This is a genomic window from Treponema sp. Marseille-Q4132, assembly GCF_014334835.1.
In the GTDB taxonomy this organism is placed as follows: Bacteria; Spirochaetota; Spirochaetia; order Treponematales; family Treponemataceae; genus Treponema_D; species Treponema_D paredis.
This window is the reverse complement of sequence record NZ_CP060591.1, coordinates 1,094,167-1,117,445: the sequence shown is the minus strand read 5'-3', so window position 1 is coordinate 1,117,445 and position 23,279 is coordinate 1,094,167. Positions and strand designations below refer to the sequence as shown.

Below are 23,279 nucleotides of genomic sequence, written 5' to 3'. Positions count from 1 at the left end.
AAAAGACAATATTTCATATTGTTCCGTTTCCGTTCATTGCGCTTTGCGCTTTTTTCTGTTAAGATTTCACCCGCGATGATTTCTTATTGGCAGCAAAAAAACGGACAATTTGTCCGCGGTATCGGAACGCAATTGGACGCTTCAAGCAGGACCTGGGTCGACGCGCGTAATGTAACGAGCATTGACGGTTCGCTGCTTGAGGCGAGCTGCGGCATAGACTACGATCACATAGTCGACGTCCTCGACCCCGACGAGCTTTCGCGTATCGAAGAAGGCGATTCATACGTACTCATCATCATACGTATGCCTATGTACGATCCTTCCGCCGAAGTGCCTTTTTATACGATTCCGCTCGGCATCGTCATCGAAGGAAATACGATCATTACGATATGTTCGGCAAGCTGCGACGTTCTCGGCGATATCGCTTCGGGTGCCATAAAGGGAATTTCGCTCGACGATTTTCCGGCTTTTATCATAAAACTGATGAGCCGCGCCGACACGACGTTTTTGCGTTATCTCAAAGAGATAAACCGTCAGACGACTGCCATGCAGCGCGAACTGCAGGGGCCGATCGAAAACAAAGAAATCGTAAAGCTTCTCAATTTGCAAAAGTCTCTCGAATATTTTACGACGTCTCTTACAAGTAACCAGCTTTTGCTGCAAAAACTGAGGCGAACGAAATTATTAAATCTCGACGAAGACGATTACGATTGGCTCGACGATGTCGACATCGACAACAGGCAGGCGATCGGTATGGCCGAAACCTATAACAATATTCTCGCGGGACTCATGGATACGTTTACGTCGGTCATTTCGAACAATTTGAACGTCAGTATGAAACGTCTTACCGTCATCAACCTCGTGCTCATGGTGCCGACGTTTATCACGAGCTTTTTCGGTATGAACGTACCGCTGCCGTTTTCAAGCAACGGGTGGGTCGGCATGTTCGTCATTTCCGGCGGCTGCATCCTCACGACGATCATCACCGCGCTTATGCTCCGCGATCGTACATCGATAAAAAAATAATCGGCGCGATTCGCACTCGATCGATTCGTGATCGTGTATTTTGTCTCCGCACTTGCCGCAGACGCCACCGCCGAATCGATTTCTTGTTGAAACTTTTCTTATTTGTTTTTATTTTAATTAGGGAGAAGGTTTAAACGAAACGCTGAAACGGCGCGTTTCGTTTAACTTCGAGTTTTTTCCAAAAACTCGCCCATATACGTGTGCGCCGCTCGAAACTTCGCGCTTACGCGCTCGTTGCGAGACTCGCGCACGAATTGCCCGGCTCCTAAATCTGAAGATTTACTCGCCGTGCAATTTTAAGGAAGGCTTATGAAAAAACATACCGGCGCATTTATTTTAATAAGTTTTTTGGCGGCGCTCACTACGCTTCCGCTTTCGGCAAAAGGGAAGGGCGAGGTTTTCAGCGGTATCGATACGGTAAGCCTTCCGCCTGACGGAGCGAAGAATACCTTTGTCATCGGGGAAAACAGTCAAACCTATACGGCTTCCCGCACCGTCGCCCCGTTTAAAATTAATAAATATGAAACGACTTACGCTCTTTGGTACGGCGTGCGCGTTGAAGCGGAACGGCAAGGCTATGTTTTCGCAAATCCCGGACAGGGCGGTTCCGAAGGAAAGCGCGGCGGTTTTCCGTCCGACGCCGATGCGTTTCAGCCGGTTACCGCAATAAACTGGTACGATGCGATCGTCTGGTGCAATGCACTGAGCGAAATCGAAAATAAAAAACCGTGCTATTCATACAAAGGAAAAGTGCTGCGCGATTCGACCGATACCGCTTCGTGCGACCTGGCCGAATGCGATTGGAACGCTTCGGGCTGGAGGCTGCCTACGGAAGCGGAATGGGAATACGCCGCCCGCATAACGAAAAGCGGCATGCAGAGGGGCGATGCGCCGAGCGGCGAAACGGCGGAATCGGGCATACCTGAAACCGGTATGTCGCTTGTCGCGTGGGACTTCAGCAATGCGGATGCGACGCGGATCGTAGGAACTGCCGGTACGGTTTTCGCTCCCGACGCGCCGCCTGCTCCCGGTTCGGGAAATGCAAACGGAGCGGGCATATACGATATGAGCGGCAACGTACTCGAATTCTGTTGGGATTGGTTTTCCGATTACGGGGAACAAAAAAACGCACGGGAAGCGGGGCGAGCCTACGGTTCGAAACGTGTAAGCCGCGGCGGCAGCGTTTCCGAATACACGCCCTTTATCAACGCGGGCGACCGCTATGCATTCGATCCGAATGAAGCCTACGATTATATGGGATTCCGCATCGCCGGAAACGAATAAAGGTTTTTAAAACAACGCTTTAGATTCGGACTGCAAGTTTTTGATTTCGGCTTCCGAAAGACCGGTCGCCCCGCTTATGGCGGCGATCGGAAAATGCATGGCCGTCATATTTTTTACGGTTTCCAATTTATTTCGGTAGGCGCCTTTTTCAAAGCCGAGAGCTTCGCCTTCTTCCCGTTCGGCGGCAAGAATTTCCCGATAGTTTTGTTCGGACAATTCCCATGCAATGCGCCGCTCTTCTTCGGTTACTCTGCACAGTGTCGTTTCCGCCATTTTCAGACCCTCCTCCAAGGCACACAATTTTTCGAGCATGCCGCTTTGTTTGTCCTGTTCGTAATTGCTCAAAAAACGTATCCAAAAATCTTTTGCGGTATAATCCGAAATATCTTTTTTTATAGTATAATCTATAAGCTCATTCAGGGCAACATAAATGAATTGAATTACACGGAAATCAAGTTTTGCCCAAAAGCGGTAATAATGCTTGAGGATTCATAAGTGCACGGAACATAATCCCGTTTAAAGGCAGCTTCGATTGTGATTCACGTTTGTGTATGCGGATTATGTTAAGCGCAAACTTGTGCAGCATATTGAGATTCTGTTGTACGTTCTTACTCTGCACCCTGCATCTGTCCTCGTCAAAATGTACATCCAACAGCCAATGCATCGATTCCACCGACCATTCCTCTCTTGCATGATGGAGCAGCTCTTCCGCTCGTAACGCTTTACTTGAAATATAATAATGCCATTCTTCCGTCACCCCTTTACTCGTCTCAAATCGTGTATGCACTGCTCCAATACATTTGAGTTCCGGCCATACTCGTCCTCCCGGCTGCCATGAAACATCTGCACTCGTATACGCACTGCGCCTTTCCTTCCGCCCATGTCCCTTTTCCGTTCGTGTGATGCTGTCCATCGTCACTCTCAGCTTTGTATCCTGAACATACTCCGCGATATCGTTCATAAGTGCTTCCTGATTGCCCTTCGCACTTAACAAATAATCCGCTTTTGCCTCAATTATCGCCTCGGCAGTCTCTATTTGACAGTTCATTGCGTCCGCGACCACCATACAGCCCTGAATTTCAAGCTCTTTTATCAATTCCGGTACGGCAGGAATCTCATTACTCTTTGATTCGACCGTTCTTTGGGCAAGCGTCAACCCCAATTCCCCTATCTGTGCACTGATGATATGCAAGGGACTGTCGTATTTTTTCATCTTTCCCGTTGAGCGGATAGCTTTTCCGTCTATGGCTATCGTCAACGGCTGCTTCTTTTTCTTCGCGCTTTGTTCTTTCTCTTCCGTCTCAAGTTTTGCTGCAAGAGCCGGTACAACCGAAGCTACCCATTGTTTCATACACTCATTCAATGATTCCGGCCGTATGATTCCAAGCAGGCTTAACAGCCACCAATAGCACGGTATTCGTTTGATTCCGAACGTTTCTGCCAAAAATGTTCTGACATGTTCGGTCGTTGCCCACTCGTGGATTTTCTTTACGCTTTGCAAATCGCACAAGCTTCCCAAAATCACGATGATAACCGCGTCTTGTACGCTGCAAAAATACCCGTCGTATTCCCGTTCCGTCTCAAGCACTGCAAGTGCTTCTTCTAATGTTTCCCACCTCATACACTTACTTTAGCACTTTATCAACTTTTTAAACAATACTCGAGCAAAAATTGATTTCCGTGATTGAATTATGGAATCGTCGCTCATAACCGGAAGCGCAGCCGTTTCCGGTACGGAACAACCGAACACGGTCAAGCCTATAGCGTACAACAAATCGCCTTCTTCGGTTTTTTGTTGCAAAAAACGGGAAGCGGTACGCATCAGATAAAGTTGATTTCTTCGCGGAAAAGACTTTTTCCAAAACTGCTGCATTTCAAGATTCACGATAAGACCGTTATCGGTTTTAACCAAAAGATCCAAATGATACGTTTCGCCGTTCGGGCTTTCCCGTGTAAGCTCCGTATTTAAAATATCGGCTTTGCGTATCTTTCCGTAAAATTCTTCCAAAAATGCGTTGAGAAAACTGATAAGCGCTTTGTTTCCTTCATCGCCTTTTGAAAACATCAGCTTAAATACCCAATCTTTTTTAGGATTTATCGCTTCCGAGTTTTTATACTCCATGCAGACCTCCTTTTATGAATGCGTACTTGTGCGGATCCGCCCGGCCCCTCCGCTTATGGCGGCTATCGGAAAATGCATGGCCGTCATATTTTTTACGGTTTCCAATTTTTAGAAACCGCTTTCTGATACTATAGTCTGCAAGTGTAAAAAATCGGCGTTTTTTTTACAGGATTTTTTCGCAATTTTTGTAACTTTTCCGTTCCTTTTGCGGTTTTTTTTTTCTTTCATTTTTTTATCCTTGACAATATTCGTTTTCGGGGCATATACTTATGGTGATGTTCGGCGGGTAAAACTGTCCGCCGGATAAATTCACGAGCTTTGCAGCGAGAGCCGCAAAAAGGAGTAAAGATGAAATTGCTGAAAAAGATTCTTGTCGGCGCCGTTTTCATGGCAGCGGGATTTGCGTTTGCTCAAACATCCATGATGAAAAGAAGTACGGCGACTCTGTTCGGAACCGATGTCGATGATTTTATGAGCGTAAACGACTGGAGCAATGTCCAGCCGAAAAATATGTTCGGCTACCTCGGATACGGTCAGAGCGGACAAAGTAATATAGAATTAGGGCTTTCACGCATGTTCAATCCGTTTTATATGGGTGCATGGTTCGGCGGAAGAGTTGAATGGACTTCCAAAACGGAAACCGACAACAACGGAAAGAATACGCTTACGAATAAGACGAACGAAACTGACGGTGCTGAAGGAAAAGTGATTTTCGGTATAAACAATTTGGGTTTCCTCGCCGACGTCAGATTCAAACCGAATACCGGCAACAGTTATACAAAAACCGATGCTACAAATACCGAAGTAAGCAGCAATAAATTCGAATTCGATACGACGATCAGAGCCGGTATGAACCTTCCCGTCGGTGAAATGCTTTTTAAAACATCTGGGGCGATCGGTCTGCGTTCCAAGGCGATCAAGGACGAAACGAAAACGAACGGCACGGTCACGGCTCTTACCGATACCGGCTATACCATACTCGACATAGACGCGGGCGTATCGTTCGACTTTTACAAAAAAGGTGCAATAACGCAAAACGCCGCCCTCGCGCTCGACACCGATTGGACATTCTTTGCCGTTGACACGGGGGTCAATGTAAAATCTTTCGGCAAGATTAAGAATGTGATCGGACTCCAGCCCCGCTGGGAACTGACTTTCGAACCCGACGCGAGATTCGCTTTTAAAATGGGTTCCGGCGTGACTATGGCAATGAAATTTGAATCAAACGGTTATGACTATACTGAAAGCTCCGGTACGAAAGCATATAATGCTTCCAGAATCCACACGACGACGCTTTACTTTGTGCCCGATCTTGAATTGGGTATGTCGTATTTTATCGTCCCTGCAAAATTCCGCTTTAACATGGGCGCCGCGCTTGCGATTCCGGAGCTCGGATGGGATTTTATTAAAAACGAAACGCGGAATACTGCAACCGGTGCGGTTACTGCCTCTACGGGAACAGTCAATTGGAAATTCGACAGCGAAACGGGGCATGTTGACCTTTCTTCAGGCTTTACGTGGTATTTTTCCAAAAACGTAACGGCTGACGCATACTGGAACCTGCTCGGAAATCTCTTCACCGCTTTCGGCTCGAACTTACATGAAGGCGATGGTATAGAAATCACCAAAACGCTGAACAAACTTCTCATTCACAACTTCGGCGTTTTGATAACCGTCAAGTTCTAAAAAAACGGCGTAGTCCGTTTGCGCTTCGTGTGTGAACGCATCTAAAATCAAGGGGCTGTCCGAAAACTTCGGTTTTTGGACAGACGCTCTTTTTCAAGGGGCTGTCCGTCCGGGCAGCCCTTTTTATTTGTGCGGAAGTTCGATTGCCGTCGGTAAAAACGGCCGCAGCCGTATTCGATATGAAAGCTGCGCGGCCGTCCGCTTCGCTCTTTTTCAGTCGAGCGTTCGAAGCTCCGCAAAAACGACGCGCATAGTTCCGTCTTTTTCGGCCGTTTCCATAACGGCGTATTTTCCGTCGAGGAGCGCTCCGGGATTGATGATCGTCGTAGATCCGATCGTATCGATTGCGGCACCTTCGTGAATGTGTCCGGTAACGACTGCGAGCGGCGAAAGGCGTTCTATAAGTTCACGGAACTTTTGCGAACCGGCGTGCAAAGCGGGATTTACCGCATCGCATTTCGTGTCTTTCGGGGGATTGTGCGAGATGAGGATGAGATTGCTCCAATCGCTTTTTTTGCCGGTACCGCCGGAAGCGTGTTCGACGACGGAAAAATCCGAGAGAAGCTCTTCTTCCGTCCGCTCGTTCGGCGTTGTGCCGGTAAATTTGCTTCCTCCGCCGCTTCCCGCAATGCAGACGCCGCCCACGTATGCGAGCGTATTTTCGACGCTGACGTCCCGTTTTTCGAGTTCTTTCAGGAATTCGGGTTCGTCGCAGTTTCCGATGACGGAAAAAACGGCATCGTGCTTTTTGCACAGCGCTTCAAGGGCGGGCAGACCCGTTTCCGTGTGATTGAATGCGGCAAAGTCTCCGCCGAACAAAACCGCGTCCGCCGCCTTAAATTCTCCGTCGAGTTTTTCAAGTGCGGAAATATTTCCGTGCAGATCGGATATGATTAAAAATTTCATAGGATTCTCCCGTTTTATTCATTGAGCATATCGTTTGCAGCGGCAATCAGTATACACCATTTGCGCAAAAAAGGCATCCGTGAACGGCAGGGCTGCAGCCGTGAGACGGGCGGTTTTTTTCAAGCTCCGGCCGTTTTTCGGAGGATATATATTCCGTTTTTCTTTTTCCGATCCGTGAATTAACTGATAGACTAAATAGAAAAAATGGCTTATACTTATTTACTAAGGTTAAATACCGAAATTGAACCTGACAGTGTAAAAGGGTGTTTGCTTTCAAAAGGGGTTCCGAAGAATGAACAAAGAGAGTACCGACGCTTTTTCTTTCAGCAAATCGGGGGCGCGCGCATGAGTGACACGGAAGAAACAAAACGCTTTTCAATCCGCAAAAAATTAACAATTATTTTCGGGCTGCTGCTTGCAGCCGTGTTGATCGGGGAAACCGTCTATGCGATCAGATCGACGCGCAAAACCGTAACCGGACGGGTTCAAACGCATTTGACGGATAAAGCCGTCGATGTTGCCGAAATCATCGACGGAAGAATCCGGGCGTGGTTTCAGCTTTTGGACGGTATAGCGCGTATGCCCGAATTGCGCGATCCTTCGGTTTCCGTTTCGGAAAAAGTAAAAATACTCCGGAAAGAAGCGGCACACAATGAGAAAATATCGGAAATGGATATAACGGATATGGACGGCTATCGCCACACTCTTTCAGGTAAAATCTTTTTTGTGGCGGACAGAGAATGGTTTCAATTTGCTCGAAGAGGAGAGCCGTATATTTCCGAGCCGATTGTTTCCCGTTCGGATGACAATTTGGTTATCGTCATTGCCGTTCCTATCCGAAACGACAGCAATGTGATCACCGGCGTACTTGCCTGCGCCGTCAGCGCGGATACGCTTTCGGATGTCATCGACGATATCAGGATCGGGAAAACGGGAAACTGTTATGTTTTGGGAGAGACCGGCAACAGGATTGCGGACGCTGATCGGGAATACGTACAGTGGCGCTTCAACGCCGTCAATGCGGCGGAAACGGATCCGAGTTATAAATCGTTTGCGGCGCTTGAAAAAACTGCGATGGAATCCGAAGTTCCGGGAGTCGGTTATTATACGTATGAAAACACGTATAATATAGCCGCGTATGCAAAAACCAAATTAGCCGGCTGGGCGGTAATTCTCAGAGCTCCGTACAAAGAATTTATGAACTCGGTCAATGTACTGTCTATCGCCATGGATATTACGGGGCTTGTCATTTTATTTTCCGTATTGATAATCATCTATCTTACCGCCCGTAAAATGGTACAGCCTATTCAAAGTGTCGGTCATGCTTTAAAAAACATTGCGGAAGGTGACGGCGATTTGACCGTCCGATTGAAAATCGCAGGCAACGACGAAGTAACCGAGCTTTCGGCATACTTCAATCAAACTATAGAAAAAATCGGCAGCGCTATAAAATCGATCGGTGAAAACACCGGTGTAATGCAAGCATCCGGAAACGAGCTTGCATCGAATATGAGCGAAACCGCAAGTACCATTCACCAAATAAACAGCAATATCGACGGTATCAAACAGCAGGCGCTCACGCAGGCTGCGAGCGTTACCGAAACGGCAGCCACGATCGAAGAAATTATCAGGACGATAAAACAGCTGAACAACAGCATTGAAATTCAGGCTGCGAGCGTCGCTCAGTCTTCGTCCGCCATAGAAGAGATGGTTGCAAATATCGGTTCCATCGGTCAGACGCTCGACAGAACCGACAGCGTCGTTAGGGATCTTTCTTCGGCGACGGGAGAAGGAAAAGATACGCTTGTCGATTCAAGCGGTATTACGCAGCGCATCACCGAAGAATCGGGAACGCTTATGGAAGCGTCGAGCGTTATCCAGCATATCGCAAGTCAGACGAACCTGCTTGCGATGAACGCTGCAATCGAAGCGGCTCACGCGGGGGAAGCGGGGCAGGGCTTTGCCGTCGTCGCCGGTGAAATCCGAAAGCTTGCAGAAGATTCTTCGGTACAAGGTAAACGGATAACGGCTACGCTGAAGTCGCTCGGCAACGGAATCGGTATGCTTGCCGCTTCTTCCAAAATCGTCGAAGAAAAATTTAATATCATTTTTACATTGGCGGAAGAAGTAAAATCCATGAGCAGCCGTCTCACCGAAGCCATGCGCGAACAGGAGACGGGCAGTAAAGAAGTGCTCGCCGCAATCAAAGACATCAATTCGGTAACGACGGAAGTACAGACGGGATCTGAAGAAATGTTGAAAGGCGGCGAACAGGTTGCCGGCGAAATGCGTAAGCTCGACGACTTGACGCGCATTATCACGGACAGTATGAACGAAATGGCTTCCGGCGTGACGCAGATCAATAACGCCATACAGGATGTCAATTCGCTCACACAAAAAAATAAAGCGAGTATCGAAAGTCTTGCCTCCGAAGTCGGAAAGTTTAAAGTCTGATACGGGACGGGAGACGGCGGCGCTTTTTTGAAAATTCAAATTTTTGAAACGCTTTTCAAAATTATAAAACGGCTTTCGGAGCATAACTCGTTCCTAAAGCCGTTTTTTTATCCGTACGCTTTGTTTTCGCTTCGAGCGGTGTAATCGCAACACCTGCGCGGCGCTTCGGATCTTACAGTGTTTCGATCGTTTCCCGGAGCGTGCGCATTTGGCCGGGAGTGCCGATCGTGATACGGAGATAGTCTTCGATCCCCTTTGTCGCAAAGCGGCGGACGAGAATACCCCGCTCTTTTATGCGGCGGTACGCATCTTCTCCGGCAAGTCCTTTTTTTCGGGCAAAGACGAAATTCGCTAAAGACGGAATGCAGTCCCATCCGTGAGAGGAGAGGAAGGCGGAGAATTTTTCGCGCTCTGCGGCAATTTTTTTTGCACAGTCGGCGTAGTATGCATCGTTTTCACACGCGGCGATACCGGCGATTTGAGCGACCGCGTCGATCGGAAAATGATTGAGCGAATTTTTTACCGTCGTGACCGTCTGCACGAGTTCGGGAGATGCGACGATGTAGCCGAGCCGCATACCCGCTCCGCAAAAACTTTTGCTGAACGTACGCACGACGACCAAATTGGGGAAGTCCGCAAGAAGAGGGATGCAGCTTTCGCCGCCGAAATCGACGTAGGCTTCATCGACGACGAATACCCGCTCACGGTTTGTCTCTTCGAGCATGGAGCGCACTTCGTTCCGCGAAAGAGAACGTCCGGTCGGTGCGTTCGGATTTGCAAATATGATTCCGGAATTATTAATTTTTTCCCGTTCGATCATGGTTTTCGTGTCGAGCGTCCAGTCGCTTTTGAGTTTAACGAAATCGAGAGGGATATCGTAAAAGCCGCCGTATACCGGATAAAAGCTGTAGGAAAATTCCGGCGTGACAAGTTTCGTATCGGAATCGAAAAAGGCATAAAACACGAACGAAAGCACTTCGTCGCTTCCGTTGCCCGCATAAATCATATCGGGCGTTACGGTAAAGGGGATCCTGTCCGCGTCGGCGGGCCGGCATTTTTCGCTTTCGGAAACGGCGCGTGCAAGGACGCCGCCCGTTCTGTTCAGCATATCGGCGATCGCTTTTCGAAGATTGCCGGCGTCGGGATCGGGATAGAGTGCAAGTTTTTCGGGATGCTTTTTAATAAAATCGCTAACGGCTGAAATTACGTTCGGACTCGGCGGATAGGGGTTTTCGTTTGCGTTCAGTTTGATGTATGTTCTGTCGGCAGGCTGTTCGCCGGGTACGTAGGGATGCAGCTGCGCCATTCGCTTTGATTTCATAGTAAGGGTATTGTAATCACAGGGCGCAGGAAAAACAAGTGGGCGCATTGCATCACGTTAAATCTAACCGAAAAAAAAGCCGTTCCTCACGTAAAAATCTAACCCAAATCTGAGTCACAATAGAAGCCCGAAGGAAGGGCACCATGGGGTTAGATATGAAAACGAAAAAGAAATTGACCGAAGAAACGGCAAAACGCTACTGTACGGCAAACAAGAAGCGCAAGACGAAAATCATCGACGAGTTCACCGCAACCACCGGCTACAACCGAAAATACGCCATCCACATCCTCAAAAACAGCGCACGCATAAAAATAACACACTTCAACAACGTCGAAAGAAAGAGTGTACAGATCATCAAAAAGCCTCGTAAAAAGCGGCACTATGAAAAATACTACGGTCAAGATGTGCAGCGTGAAGTTATTCGACTGTGGCTATTTTCGATGTACCTGTGTGCAAAACGGCTCGTACCCTTTATCCGCGACAATATCGATTACCTTGCCCTCAAGTTCGGCTATACTGAACAACTGAAAACAAAACTTGCTCACATATCAAGCGCAACGGTCTCAAGGATACTCAAGCCGGAAATCCCCAAGCATTCCATCCGCGGTATTGCAACGACACGACCGGCAAAGAATCTCAATAAACTCATTCCGATCCGCACCTTCTTCGATTGGGACGAACGAAAACCGGGCTTTTTCGAAGCCGATACGGTCGCTCATTGCGGTACAACTACGGAAGGACAGTATATTTGTACCCTGACACTCACCGACGTTCATTCAGGATGGACGGAAAATCGTGCGCTTTTGAATAAAGCTCATCGGTGGGTCAAAGAAGCGACAGAGGACGTGAAAATACACTTACCCTTTGCTATGAAAGGCATTGACAGCGATAACGGACGTGAGTTCAAAAATATACAGCTTTTGCAGTGGTGTGAACTAAATCATATTACGTTCACCCGAAGCCGGTCGTACAAAAAAAATGACAACTGTTTTGTTGAACAGAAAAACGACAGCGTGGTAAGGCGTATTGTCGGCTACTATCGATTTGAGGGAGAAGCTGCCTGTGTTGTCTTAGCAGAACTGTATGAAAGTTATAATAAGCTCGTTAATTTCTTTTTTCCCTCGATGAAGATTATTGCAAAGCAACGAATAGACGCAAAGGTCATAAAGAAATATGATGCGGCTAAGACTCCCTACCGAAGGCTTATGGAAAGTAAGGAGGTAAGCAAGGCGGTAAAAGCTGAGCTTTTCAGGAGAAAGAACAGATTGGATTTACAACAGCTGCTTGACAAGACACAACTCTTGCAGCGTAAGCTTATCGCTATGGCGGTGCAACGGTCATAGCTACGGTTAGATTTTTACTTGAGGAACCGAAATCGTTTCGGTTAGATTTTTACGTGAGGAAATACGGTGGGATATCGGATCGCATTTTAACGAAGGTTTAAACGAGACGCTGAAATGGCACGTCTCGTTTAGCTTCGAGTTTTCAGCATAGGCTTACAGTTGTTCGACTTCCGCTTCTGTCAGGCCGGTAGCTTGCGCTATACTTTCAATCGAGAGGCCGAGTGCGAGTAAATTCCTTGCCGTTTCGATTGCTTTTTGATATGAGCCTTCTTGTAATGCGATTTCGCGTTCTTCTTCTCTTTGCACGGCGATATCGACATCATAATCGTATTCGGCAATTAACATGTTCATCACCTCCCTGCTTTTCCGCTGCAAGTATTCGCGCAAGATATCGTTTTGTATGCACTCTTTGATCGCGTTCTTAAAACCGTTTTTGCTGTCGAGCCTTGTATGTCTCCGTACGGTTTCAACGAACAATGTGTACTCTTTCAGCGGTTTACATGTACGTAAGATTTGACTGTCTTTATTATAATTGATATTCGTCATGCTGACAATGAGTTCGAGAGTCGGCTTTTCGGGCATCGTTATAAACGCATCGGATAGCCGGAGCGTTGCGGTTTCAGGGTAATCTTCTTCACCGTTGTAGAATACGTAAAATTCCGGTGTCTGAATCTTTTTGAGCCGGCGAAGATAGCGATCGTGCGGGTTTTGGATACGCTCGTAAAGGCACGCGGCGTACTGCAAAAATCGCAGCGGCATGTTGGCATTGACTGTAGACTGATGCTCAACAAGCACGATGATTTTACCGTCGACGAGATAGGCGACGTCGTTGCGAAAGGCCATGTACATTACCTGTTCAAGGCGAAGCGATTCGAGCTTCGTAGTTGCGTCGAGTGAAGTGCCGTGAAGCGCATTGTAAAGCGAGAGAAAGTTCGTCTTTGCGTTTTTGTCTTCACCGAAGAAATCGACGAAGACGGAATCTTTATACCGACGGTTATGCGTTGTCATAAAACCTCCTCTAAAACATCCGATATATATATCACGGAAAGGTTGCGATTTCGGAGTTTGCCGCCCGTGCAATGAAAAGGCCGGGAGCGAGGGGGAGGCTTCCCCCTTTGGATATATTTGACCTTTCAGTATCAGTGAAAAAGTGCAGTGAAATTTCAATAAATCGTGTTGTCGAAAAACGACTTCTCTGGTATACTGAAAATTATGTCGGTGATAACAAATTTCGGCACGCTTCTCCGTTTGTATGCGAACAAACAAAAATCCGCTTTTGTTAATTTGCGTGATTTTTGCGATTACATAAAAAAATACGCGCAGCACTATATCGAAGAAGAGCCGAGCTTGGATGTGTATCTCGGCAATACGGAAGATACGGTTATCGCCGAATTGCAAAAGCTTGAGAGCAAGCGTCTCGTTTCCGTTCTCGAACGTGACGGTGAAAAACAGATTGTCATTGTCATCATGTATTATACGGTGAGGTTTGCGCAGCGTTACAAAGAGCTTGCGTTCAATCCTGCAGTTCCCTTTCCTACGATGGCGGATTTGCCGAAGCAGCTTTCATCGGACGCGCTTGAAAAACGGACGGCATCCGATTTGCTGGCAGCTTTGTTTGCAAAACAGGATTTGAAATCGCCGAAACTCTATGTCGTACAGCTCCCGCGCAACGTGCCTTCCATTCTGTTTCCCGAATGCGTGCCCGTACAGATGCTCACCGATGCGGCGCTGTCGAAAATCCGTGCGATGCTCAAAAAAGAAGAGTACCACGATTATTTTTTGAAAAAACTGCGCAATGCAAATCCGGGAAAAGAGATTTCGATAAAAACTTTTTTTGAGCAGTTCGTTTCACGGCAGGACAGTCCGTCGCAGCTCTTGGAATCTTCGTCGAGTTCTTTTTATTCGTGGAGTCAGCTGTGCTATTTTATAAGGCAGGATTTTGAAAAAGTAAAAGATACGACGCTCGAAGATACGAATCTTTTGCAGGCGGTGGCGATTGCGGAACTGCATCTTTTAATGCTCAAAAATAAAGTGCAGGAGCTGCAGCAAAAAGACGAAGCGCTTGAATTGCTGGAAGCTTCTCTTGACAAGCCTCCGTATTTTTATCCGATGAGCGCGATCATCAAGATGACCGATTCCAAAGGTATGCCGCTCAGCAATCGCTACAGCGATGCCGACTTGAAAAAATTTCTCGAGCGGCTTACGACTGAAAGCGAAGACGGTGATTTGCCGCACCTCCTTGTTTTTAAAGTCGATTCGGGTACGCGTTATTTCGTTTATAAGACAAAGGTGTTTCCGCTTATCATACGGCTGTGCAACGAAGCGCACAGTGCCATAAAGCAGAATCTCACAAACAAATGGTATAAGGCGCTCAAAAATTTTGAAAAGCTTTCCGAAATGCACGATAAGCAGCGTTTCGAATCGGTTCTTAAAACTCAGGTTGAAAAAACGTCTCCCGTTTTGTATGCGCTGCTCAACGCAAACTTTTTGACGCTGCTTGACATCGAATTGCAAAACAGCACGAACGGCGGAAATTTTCGGCTTTTTTCAAACGGACGGCTTTTGCCGTACAGCGAATTGCTCATGATAAGCAACTCTGCAGTGCTTTCAAACGCGAAAATCCTTTTGCCGTTTTGGTATTCGATCCCGATCGTTTCGCAGATTATCGGCTTTTTTATGCGCGGTCCGAAAAAGAAAAAAAACGGTGAAGAGAAAGAAGAAGTTCGGGATACGCATTCGACGAATAAAAACATCCGTCCCGCGACAAAGCGTGAAGCGATCATGCAGGCTGCAAAGACGGTTGAAAACGATCTCGTGCCGGAAGGTTCGACTGTGGATCGCGAGCTCGATTCGTACTGCAAACAATGGAATAAATTGATATCGCCGGATGCGCACCGCCAGCTTACCGAAGACGTCAATTCTCTGATCCGCGGCTATATGCGCAGGGTTATCCATACGATTTCGGCTCAGACGTTTACGATCGAACGAGTGCGGAGTCTTGCGGAATCCCTTATTAAAACGCCGAATATGCAAAAGATAAGCGAACAGGAATCTCTGTTTATGTATGTGCAGCTGTACATACTGCGCCTTATCAGTAACGGTTAGCCGATACCTCGGGCGCGATCCTGCGGCAGCCGGTAATGGCTTAAATTGCGAGCGGCTCGGGGAACTTTGCGCAGTGCATTCGTGTACCGGCGGGTGTACTGCAGCTGAAGAAGATACGGTGCTCTTGTTTAATAATGTGTAAAACGCTTTCGGATTTTCAATGCATTTCACTTCAACGCGGCAGGTGAGATCTCCATCCGTACAAAAAAAACAGCTCCGGCCGCTTTGAGCAGACCGGAGCCGGTATGCATTTAGTTCGCCGCAGGCGCTATTTTTATCGTGTAAGTTTTATCATTCATCCAGTTACCATTGTTTATGACCAATTTATAAGTTCCCGCTTGTAACTTCAATGTGTAAGTCTCAGATGTTAGTTTCGTTTTATCTGAAATCTTCGTGGCGTTACTGTCATAAAGCCAAAAATCGAGACCGCTTGAGCCGCTTGCAGTGGCAGTGAAAACCAAACTGGATTCGTTTAAAAGCGTAAATGTGAAGCTGTGCTGAGACTTTGAGGAAACTACGCCTTTCTTATCTAAAATTGTACCGTTCAGTTTCCATACGGCATAGAAAGTTTGGTCACTTCTAAGTTTTATAGTCGCTCCCGCCCTTTTGCTCCCGTAAACAACTGAGTGCCACTCTGTAAGGCTGTAGTAAGTCAATGCGGGTGTAGGAACGCCTTCTAAAACATAATCAATAGTTTCGCCGTATTTTACTGCGGTGTTCGGTACGGTTTTTACAATGTCCGTGCCGTTGCCGCCGAGATTATACGTTACCGTATATGTTTTCGGATTCCAGACGGCATAGAGTGTAAAGCCTTCGGTATTCGGCAACTGTGAAGGCGAAAGGGAGACTTCCGATCCCGCACTCATTATTTCTCCTATCTGGTAAGAACTTGATTTTTTGTAAGTACACCAACCCGTGAAATTTCCATTTGAATTCGTAAACGTGTTTGCAGGTAACGTTCCCTCGTATTTCAGCGTGGTCGTGTTCAGCGAAAGATTTTCGGTAAATGGGGTTCCGCTTCCGCCGTTGTCCGTATTCGGGTCAAATGTTACCGGAACGGATTCTTTTGCCCATAGTGCGTACAAAGTTTTACTTTCTGAAGCGGATGCCGATTCTCCTGCCTTGTACGACACATCTTTGGAACTTGCGGAATTTCCCCATCCGATAAAGACGTACCCGGTCTTTGTAAACGTGCTTTCCGGGACGGTAAATTTGTAGGAAGAACTTGCCGTATCGTATGCTATCTTTTTTGTAAAATCGCTGCCGATTCCTCCGTTTGCATTGAAGGTCAAAACAATATCGTCTTTCCAAACCGCATAAAGCCTCGTATCTTCAGAAATAGATATGCTTGCTTTATCGGTGTATTGAGCAACCGTTCCGCTTGCAGATTTATTCCAGCCTAAAAATGTGCTTCCGGCTTTTGTAAACGGATTTTCATTCAATGCTGTGGAAACTCCGTAAGGAATGCTTTGTGTTGTCGTCGTTTTTCCGTCCTTTGTAGAGCCTCCGTTTCCGTAAAATGTTATTACCGGATTTGCCTTCCACACGGCGTAAAGCGTAACGGCAGGTTCGGAGAATTTTACGCTTTGTTTATCGTTATATTCAGGAGATGTTGCGCCGCTCGTTTTAGCCCAGCCTGTAAAGCTGTAATTTTCTTTTGCAAAGGTGTTTGCCTTTAATCCTGTGTAAGTGTTCGCGGTTATAGTCTGGGTTACAGTCGTGTTTCCGTCGGAATCTTTTCCGCCGTTTGCGTTAAAAGTGATAACAACCGGTCCCTTGTACTGCCAGACGGCATACAATGTCGTGTTGGAGGTAAAGTAAACATCTGTTTCAGCATCCTTGTAAGTTGCGCTTGTTGCAGAAGAAAATGTTGCCCAGCCTAAGAATTCGTAATTTTCCCGAGTGAACGTATTGGGTTTGAGTTTATTGTAGTTTACTTTCCAACTCCAAGGCGATTTGCTTCCGTATTTTACGTACTGACTTGTTTCTTCAGGAATTGTTGTTCCGTCATTTTTGTTGAAAGTAAGTTTTACCGCCTCCGAAACTTTGTCTTCAAGCCAGCAGGCGTATAAGTTTTCATCCGTTTTCAAAGTGATTTTTGCTTCGTCCGTAAAAAACTCCGACACTGTTCCGGAATCTTCCGGAAGATAGCGTGAAGTATACCAGCCGTAGAAAACGTAGCCTGTGCGTTCAAAAGTATTTTTCAAAAGGGTTCCCGTCGCACCGCTTTCCGATTTTGCTAAAGTCTGTTCTTTGTAGTCGTACGTTGAACCTTCGAAGTTTGAATAGTAGGTGATGACATAATGTGCGTCGTCGTGCCAGAGTGCGTAAAGAGTCATGTCGTTGTTTACAGATGACCAGATATATTCTTTGTCGGCGTATTCTTTTTTCTTTGAACTTTTTGATTTTGACCAGCCGGCAAAAGACATTCCGTCTCTTGTAAAAGTATTTGCCCGCAGTGTGAAAGATTTTCCTTTTTCAACATAGTAAGATATTTCTTCCGGCGTTGCCGTTCCGTCATTTTTGTTGTACGTAATCTTGATTGATTTTGACTGTTCGAGCCAGAGCGCATAAAGCGTTGTGTCTTCGTAAAAATATTCCACACTTTCCGCATCTTTGTAGTCAATCTTATAGGAATCGTATGAAGAAGTTTTTGTTTTGCTCCAACCCGCAAAAACATAGCCCGTGCGGGTAAACGTGTTTTTATCCAATGTAAATTTTTCACTTGATGAAGAAACGTTTACCGTTTGAATTTTCGTTTCCGCCGCACTGTCGCCGTCTTTTATAAATCCTGCGTCAAAAGTAACTTTAAAGGATTCGACTTTTTGCCATAAAGCGTAAAACGCAAGGTTTGACTCGACTTTTACGCTGCTGCCTCCGGCGTATTCGGGTGCCGTTGCATCCGCTTTTTTTGCCCATCCCAAAAACTTGTAGCCTTTCCTCAATTGCGTGGGAAGCGTTGAAAATTTTCCTTCTTCGCAGTAAAACGAAAAACTTGCAGGATCCGCACCTTCGTAGTTTTTATAAAACGTAACAGTGTAATGTGTTGCTCCGGAGTCGGAACCGACATCGCCGTTACAACTTGTAAAAAATGCCTGAGCCGCAAGGGTTAAAAGCATAACCGTAAAAAAACGTATCGTTTTTTTCATAAAACACCTCCACGAATTTCTCGTATAAAACCACTATACAAAAAAAAAGTGGTTTTGCAAGATTTTATTTTTGAAGTGCTGCGGACGGATAGGGCGGATATGTTTACAAAAAATTATCTCTTTTTGTCCTAAAAAACTCCGAAAATGAAAAATCTCCTCGATATATAAAATGCGCGCTGCAAGGAAAAAATTTTTGCCGGCCGGCAATATAGGCTTGGGCGTCTCCGAAAATCCGACCGAGTTTTTAGAGGTGTCCGATTGGTTTTGAGACGGTGATACGGTTTTGAATCGGTATGACACAGGAGTTTTTATGAATCAATTAAATTCGATTATTCTCGAAGGAAACATTACGCGCGATGTCGTATTTAAAGAAACGCCGCACGGCTGCAAAGTGTGTACTATACCGCTTGCAGTAAATCGATGGTACAAAAGCGGAGACGGAAGGGGCGTCGAAGAAGTTTCGTATTTCGATGTGGAAGCGTTCGGCAAAATGGCCGAATACTGCGAAAAGCGCGTTACAAAAGGAAGGGGGCTGCGCGTCGTGGGCAGGCTGAAGCAAAGCCGTTGGAAAGGAGCGGACGGAAAGAATGTGAGCCGCGTTACGATCATAGCCGAGCATATCGAATTCAAACCGCAAGTCGGACAAAGAACGGATCCGAGCGCCGAACTTGCAGGTATCGTAGAAGCGACGGCGGCATCGGCGGACGAATTCGAAGAGACGGAAGAAGAGGGTGCGGTATTTTAAAAAAGACGAGGCGGCCGTTCGGTAGGGTGCCGGACGGCATTCCCTCATTTTTTTGTATGGGGACGGGTTTCCGTTTCGCGCGTCTTTTGTTCTTCGACCCGTTTCGGCACGTAAAATCCCTCTTTCCAATTAAAGCGGTATGCGCCGTGGAGCGGGATTTTTTTAATAAGCGAATTCATCACTTCGCGCAGCTCGGGCTTTGTCACTTTCGTTTTCGAAAAGTCGAGCAAAATACGTTTGATGCCGTCGCTGTAGAGAAGATCGCATTTATCCGTCACCGAAAATGCGGTTTCGGGCATGACGAAAGAACCGTCCGGCGTCGAATTGACTTTAAACGAAGCGCCCTCTTTATCGGTAAAATACGTAAAATCGTACGAAGGCGGCAGTTTAAACCGCATACGGAAGAGCGCGGGATAGGCGAACACGGACACGAGGATACGGGAACGGACGGACGGCGGAAAAGTCGCCAAAAGATTTTTCCGCGAATTTTCATAAGGCATGACGAAGGCGCCGATGTTTTGATTTTCGAGCCACGAAACCGCCCATCGGTTGAATGTGTAGAGGTAGGGGCCTGAGATAACGTTGACGCCTTTTTTGCCTTTCAACATCGCGATGTGTGCGATATTGTTTGCGATAAACGTCATAAAGCCGTCAGCGATGAGCGCATCGAGCGTTTGCCGCAATGAGTTTTCGGTTTCCGGCGGACAAAAAGGATCGAGGGAAATGATGAGCTGCTTTTTGGAAAGCGGCAGCACGGTTTTGTGATTTACAAGATCGTAAGACGTTTCGCTGTTCAGTTCGATAATAACACGCACGGGATGAGACGATTGGACGACGAATACATCCGCTATGGACGACACCTGTACATATAAGCCTTCGGGAAAAAACTGCAGTTCGTTTTTGCCGACGCTCGTCAAGTCGAGTACGGGAAGCTTTTCATCTCCGGGCTGTCTTCTGTACTGCGATACGTCGCGTGCGAGGACGCGCGGATAACGTTTCGATGCGGCTTTCGTCTGTAAAAGATAGACGCTGTCGCCGACTTGAAAACCGCCGGGTATGTCTATCCACCTGGTACCGTCGTCCGCCGTTTCTACGCTGCGCACTTTGCGGCTTATGCGTCCGGAATCGTCCTTGCGGTGCAGTCGGATCGAATCTCCGGGGTCGGGATCGTAGGAGCCGCCTTTTAAGCGCGCCATCTGAATGCGAATCTGTTCGGGCGGAGTATCGGGGGCTGAGTTTTTCTTTTCCGCTTCGATGAGGTCCGCGGGAGCGGGTTTCAGCGCGGCGATTTTACCGAGATAGATGCCCGTACCGCCCGCCTGATCGGGATTCAATATCTCCTCACCCGCTTTTTCGACGCCTTCGGCTTGCGTTTTAAAATTGTACCAATATGACGATTTGGATCGCGCAAAATCGGATGCGAGCATACGCTTTGCCGTTATGACCGCTCCTTTTTTGTCTTCTCTCCAGTGATCCATAACATAGCGGTAAGCGGCTACTACGGCACCGACATATTCCGCACTTTTCATACGCCCTTCGATTTTAAATGAGGCGACGCCCGCTTCTTCGAGGTCGGGAATTTGCGAGATGAGTTCGAGATCGCACGGTGAAAAATAATATCCTTCCGAAATGCCGCTGCTCTTTTCCGCCGCATAATAGCGTCGGCACGCCTGCGTGCACATACCGCGGTTTGCCGACTTGCCGCCGAGAAAGCTTGAAAAAAGACAGAGCCCCGATTCGCTTACGCACAGCGCGCCGTGTACGAACACTTCGAGTTCCGCCGTCGACGCGGCTTTTATCGATTTGATTTCTTCGAGACCGAGTTCGCGCGCGAGGACGACGCGCTTTACGCCTTCCTTGCTCAAAAGATTGACACCCGATGCGCTTTCGACGTTCATCTGCGTCGATGCGTGCAATTCCATCGACGGAAAAAACTCTTGTGCCATGCGGATGACGGCGAAATCCTGTACGATAAGTCCGTCGGGTTTTACCCTGTCGAGATAGGAGAGGAGACGGTAGAGCCGTTCCGTCTCATTTTCTTCGCACACCGTGTTGACCGTAACGTATATTTTTTTACCGAGCCGATGAACTGCATCGATCGCCGCTTCGAATTGATTCCATGCAAAATTCGTCGTGCGGAGCCGCGCGTTAAAGCTTTTGAGTCCGAGGTATACCGCATCGGCACCTTCGCCGATAGCCGCGTCGAGCGATTCGATATTGCCCGCCGGCGCCAATAGTTCTGCCATACCTTTAAATATAACAGAAATCGGGATGAAACTCCACAGGAAGGTTTAAAAGCGCCGCTAAGATAGCGCGACGCTTTTAACTTCGAGTTTTTTTGAAAACTCGTGCATATATATATATGTATGTGTGCGGATCGATTTTGTGTATATCAATATCCTGTCAGCACGGCAGGCGCGAGAGCGCCATGTACAGGACCGTTCCGCCGAATATGCTTATCATTGCATTTCGTTTCCATAAGTGCAAAAGCGCCGTCGCTCCGAGCGCGATGATCGACGGAAGTCCCCACGGACGGGATGCGAATTCCACGTCTTTAAAACAGTAGACGACGAGGACGGCCATGATCATCGGCGGAATATATTTTTCGATAAAGGAGATGATGCGCGGCGGATCACGGTATGAAAAAACTATAAACGGAAAGGCCCGCGTCAAAAAAACGACAAGCGCGGATATGATCGTTGCAATAAGCGCCGCTTTAAGCGTAAGCGGTGTCATCGGGATGCCTCCGTTTCGGTTTTAAATTTTCTGCCTTTTACCGCTGCGAGCGCTGCGAGTGCGAACGCAATGGCGGTTATGAGGATATGCCCCGACGGAAGAATTCCGATGCGGGAAAGGATGACCGCGGTGAGGGCGGCAATAGCTCCGATGAGGGGAGGCGTTGCGTCGCGCGATTTTGCAAGCTGTTCGATGAGCAGCACCATAAAAAGAGACGTAAGGGCGAAATCGACGCCGGCAAACGAAAACGGAATAAATTTGCCCGCGACCGCTCCGATGACGCCGCCTGCAATCCAATACAGATGATCGAGCAGGGCGATCGTGCCGTAAAACGCGCCTTCACGGGCTCCCTCGGGAACGGTACAGCTTGTGAGCAGCGAATATGTTTCATCGGTTAAAGCAAAGATCAAATACGGCTTCCACTTGCCGGTATTTTTAAATCGCGTGATGAGCGAAAGTCCGTATACCATGTGGCGGATATTGACGAGGAGTTCGGTGAAAACGATCGCCGCAAGCGGCGCGCCCGAAGCGAACAAACCGACGGCGACGTATTGTCCGGCTCCCGCGTACATCGTTATACTCATAATCGGAGCGATCCACACGGGATAGCCTGCGTTTACGATCATGAGTCCGAACGGAATACCGATTGCAAGATAACCGAACAATACAGGAATAGTGATTTTTGCCGCTTCGGCGAAATATCTGCGCTCCATCAATCGTGCCGCCGTTTTATGTAAATCGATTTGCAGTATATCGTTTTGCAAAAACTAAGTCGAGCGCAGGAGTTTTGCATTTTCATTCATATTCCGCTTCGATACTCTTGCTTCGGTACCTTGCTTTGTACGGTGATTTACAAAACTTCGTATTCGAGTTATTATATTCCAATACACACAATGTATGGGAGTTCTTATGGTGTCGTTGATTGCAGGAATCATTTTTATCGCATTTACTTTTTTTGCATTGCATCCTTCGTTTCCGCTCAACTGGGGCGCGGACGTACTTGTCTTTCTCAAAGGCTGTCTGCCCGTTCTTTCGGCTCTTGTCGGGCTTATCTGTCTGTTTATCGGTGTTGCCGATATCAAAGACAAAAAAGAAGCTGCACGCGAAGAAAGAGAAGCGCGCGAACGCGAAGAGAAAAAATAAGCGGATCGGAAAAAAAGCATATTGCCATAATCAGGTAATTATGCTATAGTTCGCACATATTTGCCAACTTAGCTCATCCGGTAGAGCATCGCATTCGTAATGCGGCGGTGATCGGTTCAAGTCCGGTAGTTGGCTTTTTTTTCTTATCTTTGTTTTTACAATTGCAAAAAGACGCCCCGTTGGTACATACGGGGCGGTCTTTAAAAATCGTACATTTGAAATCGCCTGTGAAACGGCGCGGTGCTTTTAACTTCGCGTT

17 protein-coding genes, 1 tRNA gene and 1 pseudogene are annotated in these 23,279 nt (G+C 47.3%); 9 read left to right on the top strand and 10 right to left on the bottom strand.

Annotation, left to right across the window (positions count from 1 at the left end; genetic code table 11):
• The first annotated feature begins 75 nt into the window (after positions 1 to 75).
• Together H9I35_RS05140 and H9I35_RS05135 are read left to right on the top strand one after the other, a co-directional pair.
• A complete protein-coding gene (locus H9I35_RS05140) occupies positions 76 to 1,026 on the top strand; it encodes a magnesium transporter CorA family protein (protein ID WP_187420503.1) in 951 nt (316 codons plus the stop codon).
• A gap of 309 nt (positions 1,027 to 1,335) precedes the next feature.
• Entirely contained in the window at positions 1,336 to 2,310 is a 975-nt protein-coding gene (locus H9I35_RS05135; RefSeq protein WP_187420502.1) for a formylglycine-generating enzyme family protein, read from the top strand.
• Positions 2,311 to 2,316: 6 nt separating this feature from the next.
• Here the strand turns inward: H9I35_RS05135 and H9I35_RS05130 are convergent, their stop codons facing one another.
• From H9I35_RS05130 to H9I35_RS05120, 3 genes and pseudogenes are all read right to left on the bottom strand, one after another.
• Positions 2,317 to 2,751: an Rpn family recombination-promoting nuclease/putative transposase gene (locus tag H9I35_RS05130; RefSeq protein WP_256397992.1), complete on the bottom strand. Its 435-nt coding sequence runs from the start codon at positions 2,749 to 2,751 to the stop codon at positions 2,317 to 2,319.
• Between the two features lie 10 nt (positions 2,752 to 2,761).
• Positions 2,762 to 3,931, bottom strand: a complete 1,170-nt coding sequence (locus H9I35_RS05125; protein ID WP_187418599.1) for an ISAs1 family transposase — start codon at positions 3,929 to 3,931, stop codon at positions 2,762 to 2,764.
• A gap of 63 nt (positions 3,932 to 3,994) precedes the next feature.
• Positions 3,995 to 4,432 (bottom strand): annotated as a pseudogene (locus H9I35_RS05120) (PD-(D/E)XK nuclease family transposase); the annotation flags it as partial.
• 348 nt (positions 4,433 to 4,780) lie between these two features.
• On the opposite strand from H9I35_RS05120, the gene H9I35_RS05115 reads away from it, so the two are divergent.
• Complete coding sequence (locus H9I35_RS05115; RefSeq protein WP_187420501.1) at positions 4,781 to 6,118, top strand: TDE2508 family outer membrane beta-barrel protein; 1,338 nt, start codon at positions 4,781 to 4,783, stop codon at positions 6,116 to 6,118.
• Between the two features lie 213 nt (positions 6,119 to 6,331).
• Here the strand turns inward: H9I35_RS05115 and H9I35_RS05110 are convergent, their stop codons facing one another.
• Complete coding sequence (locus tag H9I35_RS05110) at positions 6,332 to 7,024, bottom strand: metallophosphoesterase (RefSeq protein WP_187420500.1); 693 nt, start codon at positions 7,022 to 7,024, stop codon at positions 6,332 to 6,334.
• 345 nt (positions 7,025 to 7,369) lie between these two features.
• Here H9I35_RS05110 and H9I35_RS05105 point away from each other — a divergent pair, with 345 nt between their 5' ends.
• A complete protein-coding gene (locus H9I35_RS05105; protein ID WP_187420499.1) occupies positions 7,370 to 9,478 on the top strand; it encodes a methyl-accepting chemotaxis protein in 2,109 nt (702 codons plus the stop codon).
• Between the two features lie 172 nt (positions 9,479 to 9,650).
• On the opposite strand, the gene hisC is transcribed toward H9I35_RS05105, so the two are convergent.
• Positions 9,651 to 10,799, bottom strand: a complete 1,149-nt coding sequence (gene hisC / locus H9I35_RS05100; protein WP_187420498.1) for a histidinol-phosphate transaminase — start codon at positions 10,797 to 10,799, stop codon at positions 9,651 to 9,653.
• Between the two features lie 143 nt (positions 10,800 to 10,942).
• Between hisC and H9I35_RS05095 the strand changes: the two genes are divergently transcribed.
• Positions 10,943 to 12,142: an integrase catalytic domain-containing protein gene (locus tag H9I35_RS05095; RefSeq protein ID WP_187418950.1), complete on the top strand. Its 1,200-nt coding sequence runs from the start codon at positions 10,943 to 10,945 to the stop codon at positions 12,140 to 12,142.
• A 153-nt stretch (positions 12,143 to 12,295) separates the two neighbouring features.
• Here H9I35_RS05095 and H9I35_RS05090 read toward each other — a convergent pair whose 3' ends face one another.
• Positions 12,296 to 13,150, bottom strand: coding sequence for an Rpn family recombination-promoting nuclease/putative transposase (locus H9I35_RS05090; protein WP_187420497.1), 855 nt, complete (start codon positions 13,148 to 13,150; stop codon positions 12,296 to 12,298).
• Positions 13,151 to 13,354: 204 nt separating this feature from the next.
• On the opposite strand from H9I35_RS05090, the gene H9I35_RS05085 reads away from it, so the two are divergent.
• Positions 13,355 to 15,247, top strand: a complete 1,893-nt coding sequence (locus tag H9I35_RS05085; RefSeq protein WP_187420496.1) for a hypothetical protein — start codon at positions 13,355 to 13,357, stop codon at positions 15,245 to 15,247.
• Between the two features lie 251 nt (positions 15,248 to 15,498).
• On the opposite strand, the gene H9I35_RS05080 is transcribed toward H9I35_RS05085, so the two are convergent.
• Positions 15,499 to 18,366, bottom strand: coding sequence for an InlB B-repeat-containing protein (locus tag H9I35_RS05080; RefSeq protein ID WP_252722750.1), 2,868 nt, complete (start codon positions 18,364 to 18,366; stop codon positions 15,499 to 15,501).
• 340 nt (positions 18,367 to 18,706) lie between these two features.
• On the opposite strand from H9I35_RS05080, the gene H9I35_RS05075 reads away from it, so the two are divergent.
• Positions 18,707 to 19,141 (top strand): single-stranded DNA-binding protein, encoded by a 435-nt coding sequence (locus H9I35_RS05075; RefSeq protein ID WP_187420494.1) that lies wholly within the window; start codon positions 18,707 to 18,709, stop codon positions 19,139 to 19,141.
• A 44-nt stretch (positions 19,142 to 19,185) separates the two neighbouring features.
• Here the strand turns inward: H9I35_RS05075 and H9I35_RS05070 are convergent, their stop codons facing one another.
• The 3 genes from H9I35_RS05070 to H9I35_RS05060 form a co-directional block, all read right to left on the bottom strand.
• On the bottom strand, positions 19,186 to 21,387 hold the full coding sequence (locus tag H9I35_RS05070) for a peptidase U32 family protein (protein ID WP_187420493.1): 2,202 nt from the start codon (positions 21,385 to 21,387) through the stop codon (positions 19,186 to 19,188).
• A gap of 157 nt (positions 21,388 to 21,544) precedes the next feature.
• Positions 21,545 to 21,877, bottom strand: a complete 333-nt coding sequence (locus H9I35_RS05065; RefSeq protein ID WP_187420492.1) for a branched-chain amino acid transporter permease — start codon at positions 21,875 to 21,877, stop codon at positions 21,545 to 21,547.
• Entirely contained in the window at positions 21,874 to 22,590 is a 717-nt protein-coding gene (locus tag H9I35_RS05060; protein ID WP_187420491.1) for an AzlC family ABC transporter permease, read from the bottom strand. The genes H9I35_RS05065 and H9I35_RS05060 overlap by 4 nt, the downstream gene beginning before the upstream one ends.
• A gap of 196 nt (positions 22,591 to 22,786) precedes the next feature.
• Here H9I35_RS05060 and H9I35_RS05055 point away from each other — a divergent pair, with 196 nt between their 5' ends.
• Both H9I35_RS05055 and H9I35_RS05050 read left to right on the top strand, forming a co-directional pair.
• Positions 22,787 to 23,020 carry a hypothetical protein gene (locus tag H9I35_RS05055; RefSeq protein ID WP_187420740.1) on the top strand — a complete coding sequence of 78 codons (234 nt, stop codon included), beginning with the start codon at positions 22,787 to 22,789 and terminating at the stop codon, positions 23,018 to 23,020.
• 62 nt (positions 23,021 to 23,082) lie between these two features.
• Positions 23,083 to 23,155, top strand: a tRNA-Thr gene (locus H9I35_RS05050).
• Positions 23,156 to 23,279 lie beyond the last annotated feature (124 nt).